Origin of the sequence: uncultured Porticoccus sp. (assembly GCF_963975625.1) — a bacterium.
Taxonomy (GTDB): Bacteria; Pseudomonadota; Gammaproteobacteria; order Pseudomonadales; family Porticoccaceae; genus Porticoccus.
The window spans coordinates 80,556-102,966 of the sequence record NZ_CAXBHS010000006.1 but is presented as its reverse complement, the minus strand read 5'-3'; the positions used below and the strand labels follow the sequence as shown (position 1 = coordinate 102,966).

At 54.6% G+C, this 22,411-nt stretch carries 20 protein-coding genes; 15 read left to right on the top strand and 5 right to left on the bottom strand.

What is annotated here, in order from left to right:
* Window positions 1–385 precede the first annotated feature (385 nt).
* The 10 genes from AACZ64_RS07290 (at window position 386) to AACZ64_RS07245 (ending at window position 11,855) form a co-directional block, all read left to right on the top strand.
* Entirely contained in the window at window positions 386–1,024 is a 639-nt protein-coding gene (locus AACZ64_RS07290; protein WP_293613535.1) for an antitermination protein NusG, read from the top strand.
* A gap of 132 nt (window positions 1,025–1,156) precedes the next feature.
* Window positions 1,157–1,951 (top strand): hypothetical protein, encoded by a 795-nt coding sequence (locus tag AACZ64_RS07285; RefSeq protein WP_293613534.1) that lies wholly within the window; start codon window positions 1,157–1,159, stop codon window positions 1,949–1,951.
* Window positions 1,952–2,000: 49 nt separating this feature from the next.
* A complete protein-coding gene (locus tag AACZ64_RS07280) occupies window positions 2,001–3,515 on the top strand; it encodes a fumarate hydratase (RefSeq protein ID WP_293613533.1) in 1,515 nt (504 codons plus the stop codon).
* A 137-nt stretch (window positions 3,516–3,652) separates the two neighbouring features.
* The gene (locus AACZ64_RS07275; RefSeq protein WP_339639832.1) at window positions 3,653–4,627 is read left to right on the top strand and encodes an OmpA family protein; all 975 of its coding nucleotides are present in this window, start codon (window positions 3,653–3,655) and stop codon (window positions 4,625–4,627) included.
* Window positions 4,628–4,716: 89 nt separating this feature from the next.
* Window positions 4,717–6,135 carry an exodeoxyribonuclease I gene (gene sbcB / locus AACZ64_RS07270; RefSeq protein WP_339639831.1) on the top strand — a complete coding sequence of 473 codons (1,419 nt, stop codon included), beginning with the start codon at window positions 4,717–4,719 and terminating at the stop codon, window positions 6,133–6,135.
* Between the two features lie 74 nt (window positions 6,136–6,209).
* Window positions 6,210–7,226 (top strand): aspartate carbamoyltransferase, encoded by a 1,017-nt coding sequence (locus AACZ64_RS07265; protein ID WP_339639830.1) that lies wholly within the window; start codon window positions 6,210–6,212, stop codon window positions 7,224–7,226.
* A 58-nt stretch (window positions 7,227–7,284) separates the two neighbouring features.
* Window positions 7,285–8,433: a 1-acyl-sn-glycerol-3-phosphate acyltransferase gene (locus AACZ64_RS07260; RefSeq protein WP_339639829.1), complete on the top strand. Its 1,149-nt coding sequence runs from the start codon at window positions 7,285–7,287 to the stop codon at window positions 8,431–8,433.
* A 2-nt stretch (window positions 8,434–8,435) separates the two neighbouring features.
* Entirely contained in the window at window positions 8,436–10,568 is a 2,133-nt protein-coding gene (gene dinG, locus AACZ64_RS07255) for an ATP-dependent DNA helicase DinG (RefSeq protein ID WP_293613529.1), read from the top strand.
* A gap of 25 nt (window positions 10,569–10,593) precedes the next feature.
* Entirely contained in the window at window positions 10,594–10,941 is a 348-nt protein-coding gene (locus AACZ64_RS07250; RefSeq protein ID WP_293613528.1) for a YqcC family protein, read from the top strand.
* A 74-nt stretch (window positions 10,942–11,015) separates the two neighbouring features.
* Window positions 11,016–11,855: an SDR family oxidoreductase gene (locus tag AACZ64_RS07245; protein WP_293613527.1), complete on the top strand. Its 840-nt coding sequence runs from the start codon at window positions 11,016–11,018 to the stop codon at window positions 11,853–11,855.
* 41 nt (window positions 11,856–11,896) lie between these two features.
* On the opposite strand, the gene dxs is transcribed toward AACZ64_RS07245, so the two are convergent.
* The 3 genes from dxs to AACZ64_RS07230 form a co-directional block, all read right to left on the bottom strand.
* Entirely contained in the window at window positions 11,897–13,834 is a 1,938-nt protein-coding gene (gene dxs / locus AACZ64_RS07240) for a 1-deoxy-D-xylulose-5-phosphate synthase (protein WP_293613526.1), read from the bottom strand.
* A gap of 89 nt (window positions 13,835–13,923) precedes the next feature.
* Complete coding sequence (locus AACZ64_RS07235) at window positions 13,924–14,814, bottom strand: farnesyl diphosphate synthase (RefSeq protein ID WP_293615302.1); 891 nt, start codon at window positions 14,812–14,814, stop codon at window positions 13,924–13,926.
* On the bottom strand, window positions 14,814–15,047 hold the full coding sequence (locus AACZ64_RS07230) for an exodeoxyribonuclease VII small subunit (protein WP_293615303.1): 234 nt from the start codon (window positions 15,045–15,047) through the stop codon (window positions 14,814–14,816). Before AACZ64_RS07230 ends, AACZ64_RS07235 begins: the two co-directional genes overlap by 1 nt.
* A gap of 547 nt (window positions 15,048–15,594) precedes the next feature.
* On the opposite strand from AACZ64_RS07230, the gene AACZ64_RS07225 reads away from it, so the two are divergent.
* Window positions 15,595–16,155, top strand: coding sequence for an HNH endonuclease (locus AACZ64_RS07225; RefSeq protein ID WP_293615330.1), 561 nt, complete (start codon window positions 15,595–15,597; stop codon window positions 16,153–16,155).
* Window positions 16,156–16,270: 115 nt separating this feature from the next.
* Window positions 16,271–17,038, top strand: coding sequence for an SDR family oxidoreductase (locus tag AACZ64_RS07220; RefSeq protein ID WP_339639828.1), 768 nt, complete (start codon window positions 16,271–16,273; stop codon window positions 17,036–17,038).
* 9 nt (window positions 17,039–17,047) lie between these two features.
* Here the strand turns inward: AACZ64_RS07220 and AACZ64_RS07215 are convergent, their stop codons facing one another.
* Entirely contained in the window at window positions 17,048–18,397 is a 1,350-nt protein-coding gene (locus tag AACZ64_RS07215; protein ID WP_339639827.1) for a sodium-dependent transporter, read from the bottom strand.
* Between the two features lie 60 nt (window positions 18,398–18,457).
* Window positions 18,458–19,465 (bottom strand): zinc-binding dehydrogenase, encoded by a 1,008-nt coding sequence (locus tag AACZ64_RS07210; protein WP_339639826.1) that lies wholly within the window; start codon window positions 19,463–19,465, stop codon window positions 18,458–18,460.
* Between the two features lie 219 nt (window positions 19,466–19,684).
* On the opposite strand from AACZ64_RS07210, the gene AACZ64_RS07205 reads away from it, so the two are divergent.
* From AACZ64_RS07205 to AACZ64_RS07195, 3 genes are all read left to right on the top strand, one after another.
* Entirely contained in the window at window positions 19,685–20,104 is a 420-nt protein-coding gene (locus AACZ64_RS07205) for a universal stress protein (protein ID WP_293615307.1), read from the top strand.
* 172 nt (window positions 20,105–20,276) lie between these two features.
* Entirely contained in the window at window positions 20,277–20,768 is a 492-nt protein-coding gene (locus AACZ64_RS07200; protein ID WP_293615308.1) for an Hsp20 family protein, read from the top strand.
* Between the two features lie 204 nt (window positions 20,769–20,972).
* Complete coding sequence (locus tag AACZ64_RS07195) at window positions 20,973–22,340, top strand: Do family serine endopeptidase (RefSeq protein ID WP_293615309.1); 1,368 nt, start codon at window positions 20,973–20,975, stop codon at window positions 22,338–22,340.
* The last annotated feature ends 71 nt before the right edge of the window (window positions 22,341–22,411 follow it).

Sequence of the window (22,411 nt, the reverse complement as noted above, 5' to 3'; positions counted from 1 at the left end):
GGACGCGATCGGAGCGGGGAAGTATTGCGGATGGATAGCCCGGTAGTCGATGCCACCAGATTATCCGGAAAAGCCTTCCAAAAGTCTGCCGAGAAAAGCTGGCGTCCATTGGATGAGTTAGTGTAGCAAACATTGGATGGAAAAGCCTGGTCAGTGCTGACAGGACAGGATTTAACCCGACCTGCTTCAGGGTATAAGCCAGGATTGGCGGGCGCTTTTTTATCTTCAGGACATTTTGTGACAGAATTAAATAGATATGATGGGTGCTTCCGGTTGCTATAATTACGGCGTCGGGGGGATTTATCCGTAGCCCAACAAGTGCTCAAATGCTTTAATAAAAGAAAATCAACTATAACAATCACTCGCTGTCTGTAAGGAGATTCACATGGAATTCATTAACTTCCTCATCCGCTGGGGGCATCTGCTGTTCGGTATTACCTGGATTGGTATGTTGTACTACTTCAACTTTGTACAGGGTGGCTATTTCAAGCAGGCTACCCCTGAAGCGCTGGCCGATGCCAAAGCCAAGCTTGCGCCCAACGCCTTGTGGTGGTTCCGCTGGGGCGCCATGTTTACGTTTATAACCGGTGTTTTGTTGCTGGGTGGACTATCCCACAATAACCAATTCAACAACTCCATTGTCATCGCGGCCCTGATGGGTACGTTGATGTTTCTGAACGTCTGGCTGATTATCTGGCCAAATCAGCAAGTCGCCTTGGGCATGAAGGAGGGTGATGGCCCCGCTGCCGGTGCCAAGGCCCTGCTGGCCTCGCGCACGAATGTGCTGTTTTCCGGGCCTATGGCCTTTGGCATGCTGGCAAGCCCCCATGCATCACAGTGGGGTGGAAGTGGTTACGGCACCGGCGTTGGCGGGATTGACCTGATTGTCTGTATCGTGATCATTGCTGCGCTCCAAGTAAATGCGCTGATGGGTAAGCAGGGCCCCATGGCATCAGTGAAAGGTGTTATTCATGCAAGTCTCGGCCTGACGGTGGTACTGTTTGGTATCCTCTACTATTTGTAAGTACTGTATGGCACAAAAAAGCCGGCCTTGAGGCCGGTTTTTTTGTGCTTGAGACGTATATAATAACGCGCTCCGCTCGGCGGGGTGTGTCCATACTTGAACGATGTTTTGTAACCAAAGGTTAACGCCATCATGACAGACAGGGATTTTAAGCGTTTTGATCCAATCGTTCCGGAAAGTGATGACCGTATTGGTCGATCCTCTGGTGGTACGGTTGATGACGGCCGCAGGCGAGCAGCGAAAAGGCCGCCACCGTCTGATTCGCACGGTGGTGGATCAATCGGCGGGGTCTGGAAGCTTTTGGTGCTGTTGCTGTTGCTGGGTCTTGCCGGAATGGGCTATATGCTGGTTCAGGAGAAAGCTCGCCTGGCGCAATTGCAGTCCCGCTTTGACGAGCTGGAAGCCAAGATCGTCTCCACGGATGAATCGCTCAATCAGTCTGGTGCCACCCTCGGCATGAAAATACGCGAACACACTGAGGCGCTGGATAAGCACTGGTCGGAAATTCGTAAGTTGTGGGGTGTTTCTTACGATACAAATCGTAAAACTATTGATACAAACAGCAAAACTATCGAATCCCAGGGCGCAACCCTTGCTGCGCAGGATAAGGCCATTAACGGTTTACAGGCCTCTGCTGCGGCCCGCAAAAAGGAGATAGCTGCGCTTGCCAGTAAAGTTGACAAGGCCGGCCAGTCGGTGGAAACCGCGGCGAGTTCTGCCATGGCAGCCAAGCTGGAGGTGAACGATTTGGCGAGTCAGTTGCAGGATATTACTGCACGTCTCAACGCGGTCGATAAAACGGCCAGGGATTCCAGTGCCCGGACTGCGGCAAATGAAGAGGCAATTCGTGCCATTGATGCCTACCGGCTTCAGGTCAATCGTGATCTGCAGTTGATCAAGCAGCAGTTGGGCGCCCCCCCAGGCTGATCACCAGGAACTGAAACCATTTTGGATAGATTACCCTTGAGAGAGTGACATGACTGTAATTCGACAAGACGATCTGATTGATAGTGTGGCCGATGCGCTGCAATTTATTTCTTACTACCACCCCGTGGATTTTATCCAGGCAGTCAATGAAGCCTATGAGCGGGAAGAATCCCAGGCTGCCAGGGACGCCATGGCGCAGATTCTGATTAACTCGCGCATGTGTGCCATGGGACACCGCCCGATCTGTCAGGACACCGGTATCGTCAACGTGTTCGTCAAGGTCGGTATGAACGTGCAGTGGCAGGGTGACATGAGTGTCACCGACATGATCAACGAAGGGGTGCGCCGTGCCTATAAAAACCCGGACAACGTTTTGCGCGCTTCGGTGTTGGCGGATCCGGACGGTGCCCGCAAAAACACTGGTGACAATACGCCGGCGGTGATCAATTATGAAATAGTGCCGGGTGATACCGTGGAAATCGATGTGGCCGCCAAGGGTGGCGGCTCCGAGGCGAAATCCAAGTTCGCTATGTTGAACCCTTCCGACTCAGTGGTGGATTGGGTGTTGGAGCAGGTTCCGAAAATGGGAGCAGGTTGGTGCCCGCCGGGCATGCTCGGTATCGGCATCGGCGGGACTGCCGAAAAAGCCATGCTGTTGGCGAAAGAGTCACTGATGGAGCCCATCGATATTCACGAGTTGCGAGCCCGTGGCGCATCCTGTCGTGCGGAAGAGCTGCGCCTGGAGTTGTTTGAGAAGGTGAACAACCTGGGCATCGGCGCGCAGGGATTGGGCGGTTTGACCACCGTGCTGGATATCAAGGTCAAGGATTTTCCCGCCCACGCAGCCAATAAGGCGGTGGCGTTGATTCCCAACTGTGCTGCTACACGCCATACCCATTTCACGCTGGACGGCTCGGGGCCAGCCTATCAGGCGCCGCCGGATCTCAATGATTGGCCGGATATTGCCTGGGAAGTCGGCGACAGTGTGCGCCGGGTCAATCTGGATACCGTCACCCGGGAGGATATCAAGGCCTGGAAAACCGGTGAAACCCTGCTGTTGTCCGGCAAAATGCTGACCGGACGCGATGCCGCCCATAAACGGATGGTGGACATGCTGGCTAAGGGCGAAAAACTACCGGTGGATATGACGGGTCGATTTATCTATTACGTCGGGCCTGTGGACCCCGTCAGAGATGAAGTGGTGGGCCCCGCCGGTCCAACCACCGCAACCCGGATGGACAAATTTACCCGTACCATGCTGGAGCAGACCGGGCTGATCGGCATGATCGGCAAAGCCGAGCGCGGGCCGGTAGCCATTGAGGCGATTCGCGATAATGCGGCCGTTTATCTGATGGCGGTGGGTGGTTCAGCCTACCTGGTATCCAAGGCGATTACCGGTGCGAAGGTGGTGGCGTTTGAAGATCTCGGCATGGAGGCGATCTACGAATTCGAGATTGTCGATATGCCGGTGACCGTGGCGGTGGACTCGAAAGGCGAGTCGGTGCACCAGACTGGTCCAAAGATCTGGCAGGCCCGTATCGAAGAGCGCGAGTTGATAATTTGACCGGTTGATTAGGCAATCTTTTCTGTAAAAAGAGTGTCATAACAGGAAAAAAAACCGCAGATGTAGTAAACTCAGCACAGTTACTGTTGTAACAAGGCGAGGAGCCTGGTTTTATTAAATTGGAATTTATGGTGGATATGATGAAGAAGATTTCAGCTGTAATGGGTACATTACTTTTAGCCGTATCTGTGTCAGCGACAGCGCAGACACCGGAAGGTTTATATTTGGGTCCGTCACTCGGTTACTACTATCTGGATAGTGATCGTGTTATCAGTGGACATGATGAATCGGGTGTTTTGGGTCTGAACCTTGGTTATCGTTTTTCAAATGACTGGGCTATTGAAGCCAGCTACGGTCACGATATCGCCGATGCGGATCTCGAAGTTTCGCAGATCAATGCCTACTACTGGTTTGGTGAAGACAACGGTGGCTGGCGTCCTTACATGCTGGCAGGTGCAAGCTACTATGATCGCAGTGGCAGCAATGAAAATAACCTGCAGTCCGAAGAAAAATATACCCACCAGCTACAAATCGGTCTGGGTCTCTCCAAAATGATTGCCGAGCAATGGGAATTTCGTGGCGATGCACGTTTGCACAGCAAAGTGCGTGAAGGCGGTTTTCAGGGCGTTAACGATGCTTCCGTCAACTTCGCCGTGAATTACTACTTCAACAAGCCGGTTATGCCTGTCGCTGCCGAGCCTACCCCTGCCCCTGCTCCTCAGCCAGAACCGCCGGCACCAGAGCCTGAAAAACGCACCATCACGATTCGCCTGAATGTTGAATTCGAATTTGACAAGGCAATCGTTCGTGCCATCTACGGTGATGAACTGCAGGCAGTGGCCAGTGCGATGAAGGTGCATGATGACATTACTCTGGAACTCGAAGGTCACACTGACTCGCTTGGCCCGGATGAGTACAACCAGAAGTTGTCAGAAGACCGCGCCGCAGCGGTTAAAGCAAAAATCGTCGAAGATTACGGTATTGCTGCCAACCGCATTACCACTAGCGGCTACGGTGAAACCCGTCCGCTTGTCGACAACAACACCGACGAAGGACGCGCTCGCAACCGTCGTGTGGTCGGTGAAATGACCTACACCGAAGTGGTTAAATAAACCGGGTTTGACGGTTTTTTGCACGACACTAACGGCGTCCTCGGACGCCGTTTTTCGTTGAGGGATGCGTGGGGGCGATGGACACTGGCGTGAACACACTTTACTGGCACGATTACGAAACCTTTGGTATTGACCCCGCCCGCGATTGCCCCTCGCAGTTTGCCGGGATTCGCACCAACGAGTCATTGGAGGTTATCGGCGAGCCGTTGCGACTGTATTGTCGGCCACCCCTGGACCGCCTGCCCTCTCCAATGGCGTCACTGGTGACCGGCATCACCCCCCAGAAAGCGCTCGAGGAAGGCGTGCCAGAGCGCACTTTTATTGAGCAGATTCACCGTGAATTGTCGGTTCCCGGCACCTGTGGCGTCGGTTACAACAGTATCCGGTTTGATGATGAGGTGACCCGCCATACCCTTTACCGGAACTTCTATGACCCCTATGAGCGGGAATGGAAGCAGGGCAATTCCCGCTGGGATATTATCGATATGGTCCGGCTTGCCAGAGCACTGCGACCCGATGGTATCGAGTGGCCCGATTACGACGATGGTTCTCCCTGTTTTAAACTGGAGCAACTCACTCAGGCCAATGGCATCAGTCATGAGTCGGCCCACGATGCCCTATCAGATGTTATGGCGACCATTGCCATGGCAAGGCTTGTTCGGGAGAAGCAGCCACAGCTGTATCAGTATGTCTATGAGCACCGCCTGAAACACAAGGTGGCTGAACTGATTGATCTCAATCACCGCAAACCTTTTTTACATGTTTCCGGGAAACTACCCAGGGAAAATGGCTATACGGCGCTCATGATGCCCCTCGCCCGACATCCAGTGAACAAGAATGCCATTATCTGTTTTAATCTGATGGGGGATGCCCGCACGCTGATGGAGCTTTCCCCGGAGCAGATCAGTGAGCGGGTCTTTACACGCACGGATGCATTGCCCGAGGGAGTCGCCCGGATACCATTGAAAGGAGTGCAGTTGAACCGTTGTCCGGTCGTGGCAACACCACGGTTGATGGATGCTGCGGCCGCGCATCGGCTGGGTATTGATCTTGCGAGATGCGAAAGACAATGGCAGCTGCTGCTTGAACAGGATTTGACCGCCAAGTTGGCAACAGTTTTTTCAAGTCAGCAATATGCGCCCTGTGAGAATGCCGAACAGGCTCTCTATGAGGGTTTCGCCAGTGAGGCCGACAAGGCACTTTTTCCGGCGGTGCGGTCTGCCAGTGCGAGCGAGCTAGCCAGTGATATCATGCATTTTCAGGATCGGCGCTATCGTGACTTGTTGTTCCTGTATCGAGCGAAAAATTTCCCCGACACGCTCACTGATGAAGAGCAAAACCGTTGGCAGGAGTGCCGCTTTCAACAGTTGACCAATGGCAGGGACGGCTATCTCCCGCTGAATGATTTTTACGCACAGATAGAAGCGTTGCACGACAGGGAGGATTTGTCCGAGCGGGACAGAACTATTCTCTATGCCCTGCGAGAGTGGGGCGAACAAATTTTATAGTGGGTGAGCAACTGGTTCACACCTGACAAAGTCGCTAAAATGCAGCGGTTTTGTTATTCATCTAGGGGCAGTGTGTGGAATTCAAAGGCGCCAGTATTCTTTCTATCAGTCAGTTTGAGCGCAATGATATTGATCGGATTTTCCGGGTGGCCGATCGCATGGAACCCTACGCGCAGCGGCAGAAAATTACCCGTGTACTGGAAGGCGCAATCCTCGGCAATATGTTTTTTGAGTCGAGTACTCGAACGCGGATCAGCTTTGGCAGCGCATTCAATCTTCTCGGTGGTGAAGTACGTGAGACGGCCGGTTTCGAGGCGTCGGCCCTGACCAAGGGCGAGTCCCTCCAGGATACGGCACGGGTATTATCCGGTTTTAGCGACATTATCTGCTTGCGCCATCCCCAGTCGGGTTCTGCAGCGGCCTTCGCCTCCTCCAGCCGGGTCCCGGTGATCAATGGCGGTGACGGCAGCAATGAACACCCCAGTCAGGCACTACTGGATCTGTATACCATTGAAAAAGAGTTGAAAGGTCGCGGGCGTCAGCTGGACGGACTGCGGGTTGCCATGATCGGTGACCTCAAGCATGGCCGTACGGTACATTCCCTGTGCCGACTACTGATGCTGTTCCGGCACATTTCAGTGGAGCTGGTTTCCCCGAGGGAGCTGGCCATGCCCAAGGAACTGGTGGAGGAGATGCGCACAGCGGGGATCAAAGTGGACGAATCGGATCGGCTTGAGCCGAGCATTGCACATGTGGATATAGTCTACTCCACACGCATTCAGGAAGAACGTTTTTCCAGTAAGCATGAGGCAGACCTGTATCGCGGCCGGTTTCGTCTTAACCAGGCGATTTATACCTCGAACTGTGAACCCAATACCGTCATTATGCATCCACTGCCGCGAGACTCCCGGGCGGAAGCCAACGAGCTGGATTGTGATCTGGACAGCAACCCGAATTTGGCTATTTTTCGTCAGACGGACAATGGCCTGCTGGTGAGAATGGCGCTGTTTTCGATGATTCTGGATGTCACCCACCTGGTGGAAAAATACGCCACTGAGGTCTGTTGGTATAACCCGCGCTTGTCACCCTGATCCATCCCACGGCTTTCCCTGTGGACAGTCGATAATCATTTATTACCATGCAGGTCCTATGAACGAATTTGACGATATTCGTCCCTACTACGATAGCGAAGTGCCCGATGTCCTGGCCCGCCTGGCCATTGATCGGGAATTCATCGATACGCTGATGTCCATCAAATATCGGCGTCTGGGTCGCTGGATGCCCTGGCTGATGCGACCACTGATCAGCCGTGTACTGAGAAAAGCCTTTGCCAAAATTGATAATGTACGGGATTTTCAGGAAGCCGTGGGCACCAGCATGGCCAACCTGCTACGCAATATTGGTACCGAGGTAACCGTATCGGGACTGGAGAAGTTGGACCCGGACTCGGCTTATTTGTATATCAGCAACCATCGCGATATCGCCATGGACCCGGCGTTTGTCAATTTTGTGCTCTACCACAACGGTCGCGATACGGTGCGGATTGCTATTGGTGACAATTTGTTGACCAAGGATTTTACGTCCGATTTGATGCGCATCAACAAGAGTTTCATCGTCAAACGCTCCCCGGTAGGGCGGCGGGAAAAACTCACTGCACTGGTACAACTGTCGCGCTACATCCGTTTTTCCCTGCTTGAAGAGCGGGCTTCTGTGTGGATAGCTCAGCGGGAAGGCCGAGCAAAGGACGGTGTGGATAAAACGGAAAAAGCCCTGTTGAAAATGCTCTCATTGAGCAAGACCAAGGAGCAGAGTTTTGCCGAAGCCATCCGTGAATTAAAGGTAGTGCCAGTGGCCATTTCCTATGAGCTGGATCCGCTGGATGAGGCGAAGGCCAAAGAGCTGTATACCCGTCAAACAGCGGGGGCTTATGAAAAAGAGGCACATGAAGACCTGCTGAGCATCTATCAAGGTATTGTGGGGCGCAAGGGCTCTGTCCATGTGACTTTCGGTGATCCGCTGGACGGGTCAATTGACACCCCCGAAGCCATGGCCGAGGCGGTGGACCGGCAAATTATCGGTAATTACCATCTGCAACCCACCAACCTGATTGCCTTTCAGAAACTGGAAGGCGATTCACCGCAACTGGCTCACTGGAAAGCACAGCATCCCTGTGACTGGGCGAGGAAAACCAGGGCTTTTGAGGGGCGCATCCTCGCCATGCCGGAGGCCTATCGAGATATTGTACTGAACATGTATGCCAACCCGGTGCGCAGCAAACTGAAACTCGGTCTGGTTTAGGCGTGCTGGAAGAGGAGCTGAGGAACACTATCCAGGGAGGCTACCGCGCTTTTCTCGACAGTAATGGTTTGCGGGCCCGATTGGGCCAGAAGCAGATGATTGCGGCTATTGCCAATAGTCTGGGTTCCATTGACAGTGATGCGGAAGGGCACCGCAAAGCGGGCAACCCCGTCTGTGTGGTGGAGGCGGGCACTGGCACTGGCAAGACCCTGGCGTATCTATTGGCGGCGTTACCGATCGCACGGCATCGCGGCAAGCGGGTGGTGATTGCCACCGGCACGGTGGCGCTGCAGGAACAATTGGTCAATCGCGATATCCCGGCCCTGCTCAAAAGTACCGGCTGGGATTACCGGGTCTCCCTGGCCAAGGGGCGTGGTCGCTACCTTTGTCCGGTTCGTCTTGAACAATGTCTGGACAGTGCTACTGCGAAAGATAGCGGTCAGTTCCTGTTCGAAGACGAGATCAGCTTTAATCCCACCGGCAAATTGATTGCCAGCTATCGCGCCATGAATGACGCGCTGCAAGAAGATCAATGGGCGGGTGACCGGGATGCCTGGTCGGAGTCGCTGGAAGACAGCGACTGGCGGCCTCTGACTGTAGATCGGCGTCAATGTGCTGGTCGTCGCTGTCGCCTGATTCGTGAGTGCTGTTTTTTCAACGCCCGCGATGCACTGGATCAGGCCGATTGTATCGTGGCCAATCACGATCTGGTCATGGCCGATCTGGCCCTGGGTGGTGGTGTCATCCTCCCTCCACCGGAGGACACGATTTACCTGTTTGATGAGGGGCACCGCATTGCTGGCACAGCGCTCAATCATTTTTCCGGCAGCTGCAGACTGCGAACTACAACCCATTGGCTGGGCAAGCTGCAGAAGCAGGTGGATAGTTGGTCCGAATTACTGAAAGACGCGCCGGAGATACAGAGCCGTCTTGAAAAGCTGACGGCCGCTGCCGGTGATGCAGAGAAATTATTGGGGCTGGTCTATCCGGTGCTGGAGAAATCTCTGGCCCAGGCTGGTGATGGGGATGCGGAGCCTCGCTGGTGTTATCCGAATGGTGATCCCGGTGAGGATATTCGCGAGCTGGCAGGTCATCTGTCGCAAGCGTTTGGTGTTCTATCAACCCTTCTGGAAGTGCTCTCCGACCGGCTGGGTGATGCGATGGATGAGCCCCATTTTCCAGTCCCCAGGGTGGATCTTGAGCAGCTTTTTCAACAGGTGGGGATCTGGCAGGGACGGACCGATGGCGTGCTGAAACTCTGGTGCTGTTATGCCCGCGAGGATGATCTTGCCAACAGCTCGCCCTATGCCCGCTGGCTCTCTCTTGAGCAGCAGGCCGGCGGTGTCCTGGACATCCAGGTATCGGCATCACCCACCGATGCGGGTGGCCTGTTCAGGGAGAACCTTTGGCAAAGATGTCATGCGGCGGTGATTACCTCGGCGACCCTGCGTACTCTTGGCAAATTCGAGAATTTCGGCAAACGTTGTGGCCTGCCGGCGGATACGGCGTTCACGGCGGTGGCCGGCGCGTTTGATTTTGCCCGGGCCGGATCACTGTCGGTACCGGATATCGGCGCCGATGGCAGTGACAGCAAGGCCCATACCGATGCGCTTATCCGAACAATGCCAGAGCTGGTGGACTGGTCAGAGGGGACGTTGGTGCTGTTTGCCTCGCGGCGACAGATGGAACAGGTTTACGAGCAGTTGCCCGATACTTGCCGGGAGTCCATTCTGCTCCAGGGGCAGTGGGCCAACCAGGAGATTGTCCGTCGGCATCGCGCAACGATTGATAAGGGATCGGGCAGCGCGATTTTTGGTCTGGCCAGTTTTGCCGAGGGCATGGATTTTCCCGGTGACTACTGCCGCCATGTGGTGATTGCCAAGCTGCCATTTTCCGTACCGGATGATCCGGTCTATCAAACCCTGTCGGGCTGGCTGGAACTCCGCGGCGTCAATCCGTTTATGGAGTTGATGTTGCCCGATGCCTCCCTGCGATTACACCAGGCCTGTGGGCGGCTGATTCGAACGGAGCAGGACACCGGTAGAATTACTATCCTCGACCGCCGGATTGTGAGCAAACGCTATGGTAGGCAAATGCTCGATGACCTGCCCCCTTTTCGCCGAGAGTTGAATTGATGATACAAGCTGTCGGGAGGCTAAAATGAATGATGTCCGTCGGCAATTGACGATACGGCTCTTTGCTGTGGAGCAGCATTTGCGCGATCTCGATGTCTGGTCCGAATCGGCCCCGAGCGCAGAGGCTCTCGCCAGCGACCAGCCCTTTGCCATTGATACGCTGGAATTTGTTGAATGGTTGCAGTTCATTTTTCTGCCGCGTATGCAGGATCTGGTGCAAAGCGGGGCTCCCTTGCCCGCCACCTGCGGGGTCGCGCCCATGGCAGAGGAATATTTCAAAGGGCGACCGATAGTCAGGGAACAGTCTAACGAGGCGAATACGGAGCAATTGATCGCGGCGCTGTCAGCAATTGATCGGCTGCTGTCCGGCTGACCAAAAGTGCTGTTTGCCTCATAGGCTACTGGCGACCGGACCTGTTCAGTAACACCATTTCAGGAGACAGATTCATGTCCCAGTGTTCTTTCGATTACCGTGGCAGCGTGGTATTTGTTGCCGGCGGCACTAGCGGTATCAACCTGGGCATTGCCCGGGATTTTGCACAGGCGGGTGCGGCTGTCGCTGTGCTCAGTCGCTCTCAGGACAAAGTCAATGCGGCGGTACTGTCGTTGCAGGAGTATGGTGGTACCGTATTGGGTTTTGCTGCCGATGTGCGCGATGCCGGGCAGCTGGAAGTGGTTTTTGGGGAGGCTCACCGCCAACTGGGTCCTATTGATGTACTGGTATCCGGTGCGGCGGGCAATTTTCCGGCAGCGGCCAACAGCATGTCTGGTAATGCATTCAAGGCGGTGATGGATATCGATCTGCTTGGGACTTTTCAGGTGCTCCGTTTCTGTTATCCCTACCTGCGGAAACCGGGCGGTTGTGTGATAAATATTTCCGCGCCACAGGCCTTTGTGCCAATGGAAATGCAATCCCATGTCTGCGCCGCCAAAGCGGGTGTCGATATGCTCACTCGCACGACGGCACTGGAGTGGGGGGCGGAAGGCATTCGGGTGAACTCACTGGTGCCGGGCCCTATTGAGGGAACTGAGGGAATGAAGCGACTGTCGCCCCCGGGACCGGGGGGTGCCCGGCAGATAGCAGATTCAGTGCCCATGAAACGGCAGGGCACGGCGGCTGATATTGCCGCAGCGGCGATGTTTCTCGGTTCTTCTGCCGCGAGCTACATCAGTGGCGCCGTGTTACCGGTGGACGGTGGCTGGAGTCTTGGTGGTGCCGGACTGATTGGACAGATCCTGTCGGGCCAGTCTGAAACAGAACGCGGTAAAAAACTCCCCCAGCAGTGAAGTTTTTGCCAGCTTCCGTTGCCAATGCCAGCGGCCTGATTTCAGGAAGCGGTACCTGACAGATTATTGTTTTTTTCTTGCAGCCGTTGCTGAATGCTGCGCAGTATGCCGGCAGCATCCAGTCCGGCCGCTGTCAGTTGCTGCTGATGGCTGCCATGTTCCAGAAATATATCCGGTAGACCCAGGTGCATTACCCCTACCAGAAAGCCCATACAGGCCAGATGTTCGCTGACTGCGGCACCTGCGCCGCCCTGGGTGGTATTTTCTTCGAGAGTGACCAGCAGCGTATGTTGCGTAGCCAGCCGGGTTATCAGATCTTTGTCCAGGGGTTTTACAAAGCGCATGTCCACCACGGTGGCGTCCAGCTGTTCGGCGGCGTCCATGGCAGCTGGTAACAGTGTGCCAAAGTTCAGTATAGCTACCTGATGCCCTTTCCGGCGAATGACCCCTTTGCCTATTGGCAGTGCGGTCATTGCCTGCTCTATCGCTGCGCCGGGTCCCGTTCCTCTGGGGTAGCGGACTGCAGCCGGGCCCTTGTGTATATAGCCGGTATAGAGCAACTGGCGGGTTTCGTTTTCATCAGAGGGCGTCATCACTAACATATTCGGGATGCAGCGCAGGTAGGTTAGATCAAAACTGCCGGCATGGGTGGGCCCGTCTTCTCCCACAAGCCCGGCGCGATCAATACCAAAAAGTACATCCAGACCCTGTAGGGCGACATCGTGAATCAGCTGATCATAGGCGCGCTGCAGAAAAGTGGAGTAGATAGCCACGACAGGCTTGATTCCCTCACAGGCCATTCCGCCAGCCAATGTGACGGCGTGTTGCTCCGCGATAGCAACATCGTGGAAGCGATTGGCAAAGCGATTGGCAAATTCGACCATCCCAGAGCCTTCGCACATGGCCGGTGTAATCCCTACCAGGCGTGAATCTTTTTCCGCCATATCACACAACCAGTTACCGAATACCTGCTGGTATTTGAGTTTTGGCGGACTGACCTTGGCAACGGGTTTTGCCACAGCGATCTGGGGTTTGGTTTTCGGCTCAATCTTGTTCAGCGCATGATAGCCCACCGGGTCTGCTTCGGCGGGGCCAAATCCCTTGCCCTTGCGGGTAATGGTATGCAGCAGGATAGGGCCATTCAGGCAGCGCAGATTGCGCAGTGTTTGCACCAGCAGGGGCAGATTGTGCCCGTCAATAGGACCGATGTAATTGAAGCCCAGCTCTTCGAAAACAATACCGGGAGCTACCATGGCCTTGAGATGTTCTTCTGTTTTGCGAACAAAGGTGGCCGCTGAAGGTATGGAGCGGAGCACCTTTTTGCCACCTTCGCGGATGGAGTTATAGAACCGGCTTGACCAGATTTTGGAAAAATAGGTAGCGAGCCCCCCCACATTGTGGGAGATAGACATATTGTTGTCGTTCAGCAACACCAGTAGGTCGGCATCGGTGTGGGCGGCATGATTGAGTGCCTCGAAAGCCATGCCTGCGGTCATGGCCCCATCCCCGATGACCGCCACCGCCTTGCGTTTTTCACCATTGATGGTGGAGCCCAGCGCCATGCCCAGGGCGGCGCTGATGGATGTGCTGGAATGACCGCCACCGAAGGTGTCATATTCACTCTCGGACCGTTTTGGGAATGCCGAGAGGCCTTCCATCTGCCGGATATGGAGCATCAGGTCGCGTCGACTGGTCAGTATTTTATGGGGGTAGGCCTGATGGCCAACATCCCATACCAGGCGGTCGTGGGGGGTGTTGTAGACATAATGCAGGGCAATGGTCAGCTCGACGGTTCCCAGGCCAGCACCGAAATGGCCGCCGCTTTTCCCAACACTGTAAAGCAGGTAGGCGCGCAATTCGTTTGCGAGCTCTGGCAGCTGCTCCGGTTCCAGTTCGCGGAGATGAAAGGGCTGATCAATGGTGTCCAGCAGCGGGGTATCCGGACGAACCAGTGGTATGTCATCAAAGGTCTTTGGCATGCAAGATCAATTCTGGGTAAAGGGTACAATCTTACACCAAAAAGACGTGTGAAACGTCCCCGGTTTACCGAGGTCAATAGTCCAGTGCGTTAGTATTCCCTTTTGACAATATAGTTTGCTATGGCGCGAAGCTGGTCTGCGCGCTCATCGAAACTGGCCAGTGCGGACAGTGACTTGCCGTGAAGCTCAGCGGCTTTTTGTCGGGCACCATCAATGCCCAGTAGAGATAGATACGTGGGTTTGTTGCGGGCCTGGTCTGATCCCTGTTGCTTCCCAAGCACAGCGGTATCGGTTGTGCCATCGAGAATATCATCCTGTACTTGAAACGCGAGACCGATGGCTTCGCCATAATCTTTCAGCGCACCGAGTTGCTCTTCCGAAGCGCCGGCTGTCATCCCCCCCATTATGACGCTGGCGGAAATCATGGCGCCGGTCTTGTGGCGGTGCATATGTTCCAGTTGCAGGAGTGTGAGCGTTTGGTTGACGGCAGCCATATCGATGGCCTGACCGTAAACCATGCCATTGATGCCGGCTGCTTTGGTCAGCATCGCGAGTAAGCGCAGTGTTGTCTGCGGGGGCAACTGCGGTGCCTCAAGTAGCTGTTCAAATGCGAGTGTTTGCAGGCCGTCGCCAGCCAGGATCGCCGTGGCCTCGTCAAAGGCAATGTGGCAGGTGGGCTTGCCACGACGCAAATCATCGTTGTCCATCGCGGGAAGGTCATCGTGAATCAGGGAATAGGCGTGAATCATTTCCAGCGCTGCCGCTACCCGGTCGGTGGAAGGATTGATTTCACCCACTGCATTGGCCGCAGCGTAGGCCAGTAGAGGACGAATGCGTTTGCCACCGTTGAACAGACTGTAGCGAATTGCCTCGAAAAGGGTGGTTTCTCCCTGGCCGGCAATGGGGAGTATGGCATTGAGATGTTGATCAATTCGCTGCTGCGACTGCTGCTGAAAGTCTGCAAAAGGAAGCGTGTCCATCAGCCGCTCTCGGGATCAAAAACCTTGGGCTCAGAGGAGTCGCGAGTCAGCATATCGACTTTAAGTTGGGCATCCTTGAGTGCCTGCTGGCATTCGCGGGTTATTTTAATACCAACTTCAAAGGCTTTGAGTGAATCCTCCAAGCTTAAAGTCCCCTTTTCCATGTCGTTGACCAGTTCTTCAAGCTGGTGCAGTTTTTCCTCAAAATCCAATGGTTTTTTGCGGCTGGCCACGTTTTACGCTCCAAAAATCAAGCTGCAACACTAACCGAGCCAGGTGATGTGGTCAATTCTGTGAGCACACATCTGTAATCTTTTTCCTACAAAAAAAACAGAAAAATACCAATAGTGGCTGCATTGGAAAGAGTAGATAGTGGCGTGGCATGGATGCTGTGACACATGGATGTGTAACGTAATGACCACGGAAAAACACGGATGTTAGGTTACCCTGTGGTTTCCAGATGGAAACCACAATTTCCTGTACTGCCCCTAGAAGCCCTGATATCTCCTGTATCAGGGCTTTATTTTTTACCTGTTGACAGTGTTTTCTCGGGGGTTATTATTGCTGAAGTTGTACCTTGCAGGAGCAATAGGCCTTCAGTTGCAGCAATGAGCCCAAAGCAGTGTGCCGTCCCCAAAAAATACCCGTGATGCTGCGGTGGGACTGCTTTACGCCTTTTTGCCCTGGTCCCCAGGCCCCGTCCTTTATTGATGGGGCTTTTTACATTTTGGAAGAACAGTCTTCAGCCCCCTCTGGAATTCAGCAGTGGTGGTCGGTGTGATACAACCGAGGATTTTACGACTCAATCAGGCAGGCCAACCGATCGAATGGCTGGATTGGCAGGAAGCCGTGTGCCTGTTTGCCAGGGAGCTTGTCGTCTGGACGCTGGGTGATGTGGTCAAAAAAGTTCATGGGGGTTATAGCCGTCATACCGGAGAACAGTCCCGTATGGTATTGCCCAGTATCGTTGCCTGTACCGGTGAGCAGTTGGCGCGTCCACAGACACGGCACCCGCTGAGCAATCCTGCACTGTTTGCCCGCGATGGTTATTTGTGCATGTACTGTGCCCGTCCCTTTGAGAGCAATGCGCTCACACGTGATCACATCGTGCCCACTTCCAGGGGTGGGGAGGATCGCTGGGAGAACGTGGTTGCCGCCTGTCGCCGTTGTAATCAGCACAAAGCTGACCGTCTGCTCGATGAATTAAATATGCAGTTAGTCGCTCTGCCGTTCAGGCCCAACAACGCGGAATATCTGGCACTGATTAACTCCAGGCGGATATTGGGGGATCAGATGGAGTTTCTGCGGAGCCAGTTTTCCAGAAATTCGAGGTTGTTGTAGTCTATTTGTTCGATACTCCCCGGCAATCCTGCAGTTTTAACAGGCGTCATTTGTTGCTGATTTCATGCTAGCCTTTGGCCCCGAAAGCCATTAACCCATTGTTGAGGATCATTGAATGGAGCTCGGAATTGCCGGAAAAACGGCGTTGGTTTGTGCCGCTAGTAAAGGGCTGGGCAAGGGGTGTGCGATGGCCTTGGCAGCGGAGGGCGCCAAGTTGGTGATTATGGCAAGGCAGGCCGATACGCTGGCAGCAACCGCTGAGGAGATCCGGGTAGCCACCGGTGCCGAGGTGACCACAGTGGTGGGTGACATTACCACGGAGGCCGGTCGGGATGCCGTCCTTGCCGCCTGCTCTGCACCGGATATTCTGGTGAATAATGCCGGGGGACCGCCGCCGGGAGATTTCCGCAACTGGGGACAGAAAGAATGGTTCGAAGCGGTCAATGGCAATATGTATAGCCCGATTGACATGATTCGCCGTACCCTGGATGGCATGATCGAGCGACGGTTTGGGCGGATTATCAATATCACCAGTGCTGCGGTAAAGCAGCCGTTTGAACCGCTGGGGTTGTCCAACGGTGCCCGTTCGGGGTTGACGGGTTTTGTGGCCGGGATCTCCCGGGACCCGGCGCGCTTTAATGTGACCATCAATAATTTATTACCGGGACTCTTTGATACCGAGCGGGGTCATGGCGCCGCCGCACTGATCGGTAACAGCAGGGGGCTTTCTGCCCGGGACATTATTACCGGTCTGCCCGCCGGCCGGTTGGGTATGATCGAGGAATTTGGCGCCACCTGTGCGTTCCTGTGCAGCCGACAGGCAGCCTACATCACCGGCCAGAATATCCTGATTGATGGTGGCAACTACCGCGGTACTTTCTGAGGTGTAGCGCTAGTTCATCAGACTCTGTGCCAGCACCAGCAGTATCAGTGCCGGGCAGCAAAATTTTGCGTAGCCGGGCCAGACTCGCCAGAACAGACTGTGCTGTACATCGGGCAGACCTCGGCGAATTTCCTCCAGAACCTGGTCCCTGCGCCAGACCCAGGTGGCGAAAACACATAACATCAGTCCCAGCAGGGGCTGGCTGTAGCGGGTGGTGAGGGTCACGACGACCGTAAACAGGGTGTCAAAATTCATCACGATTACCGTGCTGATGGCAAAGACTATCGCGCCGGACAGCCAGGTAGCCATAGGGCGACTGGCAACATGTTGTTCGAGAGTGTAGGAAACGGGCACTTCGAGCATGGAAATCGATGATGTGAGCGCTGCGATAGATAGCAGGGTAAAGAACAGCAAAGCAACCACAGTACCGCCAGCCATGGTTTGAAACAGGGCGGGTAGTGTTTGAAAAATCAGGTCTGGCCCGGCCATCAACGTCCCCTGAGCCGTATAGATTTCCACCCCCTGATGCCGGGCGACAAACATCGCTGGCAGTACAAGCAGACCCGCCAGAAAGGCTACGGATGAATCCAGTGCCGTGACAATGGCGCCCATGGCGGGAAGATTGTCATCTGGCCTGAGATACGAGCCGTAGATCAGCATGGTGCCGACCCCGAGTGACAGGGAAAAGAAAGCCTGACCGAGGGCACTGAGGATCAATTTTGGATCACCGATGCGGCTGAAATCCGGGATCAGGTAGAGTTTGAGCCCCTCGACTGCGCCGGGCTGAGTGAGCACATAAACGATCAGAAAAACCATCATTGCCAGCAGAGCGGGCATTAACCGGCACGACCATTTTTCGATGCCGTGCTCAACACCGGCACTGATAACCGCGCAGGTGACAACCAGGAAAATTGCGCAGAACAGCAGGTTTCGGGGTGCGCTGAATTCAGTGAGCCAGTTGGCCAACTCCGGCATTCCGCTGAGACTGACCATCGGTTCCAGCAGATAAGCGAGCATCCAGCCGGCTACAATGCCGTAAAAGCTGAGGATCAGTGCGGCGACAATAATGCCGTAAAAACCCGTCAGTTTTCCCAGCAATCTGGTGGTTTTTCCGGGGGATATGATTTGCAGCGCAGAAACCATATTGGCGCGTGTATGACGACCGATAATCAATTCGGCCATGAGTGCCGGGTAGGCCAGGCAAAACGCCAGCAGGAAATACACCAGTACAAAGGCACCGCCGCCATTCTCGGCGGCATTGGTGGGAAATCCCCAGATATTCCCCAACCCCACTGCCGATCCCGAAGCCGCCAGAATAAAGCCAATACGGGATGAGAACTGCCCGCGGGGAGAAGACATGGCAATCACTCGTGTTGAGCGTTGAGTTCTGACGACCGAAGTTGCCGTCTTGCTGGGATGTTAGTCATTCAGCAGCACTATTTTACCGGTGTGTGAAAACCCTTCCATCCGTTGATGGGCCGCGACCGCGTCCTCCAGCGTCATCACCCGATCAATAACAGGCAGGATCCGGTGTGCTGTCACAAAGTCGATCATGGCGGCAAACTCTGCATTGCTGCCCATGGTGGTACCCTGTATACGGATTTGTCGGAAGAAAAGTTTAGCCAGTTCCAACCCTTTGGCCGGGTTGCCGAGGGTGGCACCAAAGAAGACCAGTCGCCCACCGGGTAACAAACTATCCAGCAGGCTGTTGAGCGCGTCGCCGCCAGCGCTGTCGATCACTGTGTGAAAGCCGCCGGATTGTTGCCGAAGTTTTTTATAGCACGCCGGATCCCGGTAGTTTTCGCCACCGGTTACCCCCATGACTTTGGCGTGAGCCAGCTTCTCATCGCTGCCACTGCTGACATAGACTTCGGCGCCGAGATTAAGGCACCAGAGAACGGCAAAGGTCGAAACACCACTGCCGGCACCGGTAATCAATACCCGCTGACCGGGCTGTACATCTCCCTGGGTGGTCACGGCACGCCAGGCAGTCAGTCCCGCCAGCGGCATAGCGGCAGCCTGTGGCCAGTTGAGATGGGCGGGTTTTGGGTAAACATCGCTCGCGGCAACACAGATGTATTCGGCGAAAGTGCCCTGATCTGGCATACCCAGTACCCGAAAATCCGGGCCGTAATGACGCTGTTCTGGGCCCCAGTTTTTGGCAGGGTAGATCACCACCTGTTGTCCGAGCAGCTCGTTCTGGACACCCTCCCCCAGTTCATCGACAATCCCTGCGCCGTCAGAGCCGGGAACACAGGGTAACTCTATTTTTGGGTACTTGCCCTGTGTGATCCAGAGGTCGCGGCGGTTCAGTGCACAGGCAGCCAGCTTTATACTCACTTCGCCTGGCCCTGGGGCTTTTCGTTCAATATCACGCAGTGTCAGCTTTTCAGGCCCACCAAGACTGTCGAGTACCACTGCCTTCATGTTTACTCTCCATTGTTCGCAGGCGAAAACAGATAACCCTTGCCAATAGTCGCGTTGCCTGCGACTTTGACCATGGATACCGACTACACCGCAATGATACTAACATGTCATTATGGACAGGGAGTGTAAACAGTTGTGACAGCCATCCTGAACGGTTTTGGACGTTAGGTGGTTGCATAATCGAGTCATATTGCAATACTCAAGAATAGGGGCATAGCGATGTATAAAAATATTCTGGTGCCGACAGATTTGACGGATAAAAGTGAACCTGCTATCCGGGAAGCACTGTCGATAGCAATTCGGTCCGACGGCCAGCTACACCTGCTACATGTACTGGAGAAACTGGGTGGTGAAATCGATGGAGAGCTGGAAGCCTTCTACCAGAAGCTTGCCAGTCAGGCCGACGAGACCCTGACGCGTTGGCAGCAACATTTTCAGTCAGAGTTTCCCGGTGTGCCAATTGAAAAGGTGATTGCAGTGGGTAAGCGGGCCCCTGAAATTATCCACTGTTGCGAAGAAGAGAAGATAGACCTGATTGTGATGGCGGCCCGCACCGTCAAGCCGGAACAAAAATCGTTTGGCACCCTGAGCCATCAGGTCGCCCTGTTCGCGCCTGTATCCGTGTTGATGGTCCGCTGAAACGCCTTTTGCGGTCCTGTTTTCCAGGATGAGGATGATTTCAGTGCCCATCCAAAGCGACCCTTGAAATTCAGATTGCCGTACCTACATAAGCTATGTGGGTGTCTCGTCTCCCGCAGAGTGCATGCCCGCGACCATTACTTTTTATATTGCTTCTAATGGAGGATATGTTATGGCAACTGTTGATCTGACCCCGCTGTATCGCAGCACAATCGGCTTTGATCGTCTCGAACCGATGCTGGAAACCGCGTTGCGCACTGAGCAAACCTCGACGGTGTACCCGCCCTACGACATTGAAGTGCTTGATGAGGACCGTTATGCCATCACCATTGCTGTGGCTGGCTTTGACCGCGCCGAACTGGATATCCAGGTCGAGAAAGGGGTACTTACGGTGTATGGCAAAAAGGCGAGTGACAAGACATCCAGAAACTACCTGCATCAGGGGATCGCCCGGCGTGCCTTCGAACGCAAGTTCAACCTGGCGGACCATGTTGAAGTGACGTCTGCGGATCTTAACAAGGGCCTGCTGACCATCAACCTGCTCAAGGAAATTCCGGAGGCCATGAAGCCAAGAACCATCCCGATCAGTGATGGCGAGAATGTACTTGAAGATACTAAGGGCAGTAGCGAGGATAGCAGCCAGGTAAACAGCCAGGCGGCCTGAGCAAACGGGGCGGCAGGTGATTGCCGCCCCACCTACTGAAAATACTTGGGAATTATTTTTTCCAAACCGTGTCCCACAACACTGTCAAGGGCGAGAACCTAGCCGGTTGGCTCGGCGTCAAGGCAAGTGGTCAAGCAAGTAATAAATGGGTTGGGTCCTGTCATTGGACAGCCAGGCCTTCGGTAATCCTCAGGAGTTTTTAGCATGCATCAGTTCAGACATTTCATGCTCGCGGTATCCATGTTGTTGGTGGCCGGTTTTACCCAGGCGGCGCTACCGCTGCACGATGGCTCGGACAGGGAGCTGCCCTCGCTGTCGCCAATGCTGAAGAGTGTCAGTCCGGCAGTTGTCAATATTGCGACATTTTCCAGCCAGCAGGCTACGAACAATCCCTTGATGAACGACCCCTTTTTCCGACATTTTTTCAATGCGCCCGACCCCCGTCAGCAGCGTCAACAGCCGCCCAGAAAACGACAGCAAAGCGCGGGTTCAGGGGTGATAGTCAATGCCGATGACGGCATTGTGATGACCAATTACCACGTGATCAAAGGTGCAGATGAAGTCCAGGTATCCATGGAGGATGGCCGTTCGTTTACCGCCAAGGTCAGAGGTTCCGACCCCGAGTTGGATATCGCCATTTTGCAGATTGAGGCAGATAACCTGGCTGAAGTACCACTGGGTGATTCCGGCAAACTGGAGGTCGGCGACTTTGTCGTGGCCATCGGCAGCCCGTTTGGGCTTGGACAGACCGTGACAACCGGTATCGTCAGTGCGCTGGATCGCACCGGCCTCGGTATTGAAGGCTATGAAAATTTCATACAGACAGATGCGTCCATCAATCCCGGCAACTCCGGTGGTGCACTGGTCAGCCTGGGTGGGGAGCTGGTGGGAATCAATACTGCCATTCTGGCACCGGCCGGCGGCAATATCGGCATCGGCTTTGCTATTCCAGTCAACATGGCCAAAGCCAGTATGGATCAGATTCTCGAATATGGCGAAGTGAAGCGCGGTCAGCTGGGTATTGGTATCCAAGATATTACGCCCGAGTTGCGCGAAGCCTTCAATCTTGAGAACGGTCAGAGAGGCGTACTGGTGACCGGTGTCAGTGACGACTCCACTGCCAAGAAAGCGGGCGTAGAGGCAGGGGATGTGATTATTGCCGTCGATGGTGAAGCGACCAACTCATCCGGGCAGCTGCGCAGCCAGATCGGCATCAAATCCATTGGTGACGAAGTGCGACTCACCTACATTCGCGATGGCAAGGTGAAAAAAGTAGATATCAAGGTAGGTGAGCCACAGCAATTGACGTCCACCACGGGTGAATTGCACAAGCTGCTGGAAGGTGCCCGCTTTGAAAACAACCCGGATGGTGAGGGTGTACTGGTGTCGGGCTTATCACCGAACTCGGTAGCCGCCTATAACGGTTTGCGCCCCGGTGATGTGATTCTGGGTGCCAACCGGCAGCGCGTCACCAACCTAGATAGCTTCAAAAAAGCGCTTTCCCTGAGCAAGCAGTCCGTCCTGCTCCATGTCAACAGGAATGGCAACTCCCTCTACCTGGTGATCCGCTAGCGTTCCATATTATCCGGTGGGCCTGTCTCTTGCAGGCCTCACCGGATACCTTGCTTGCCATGAAAAATCCC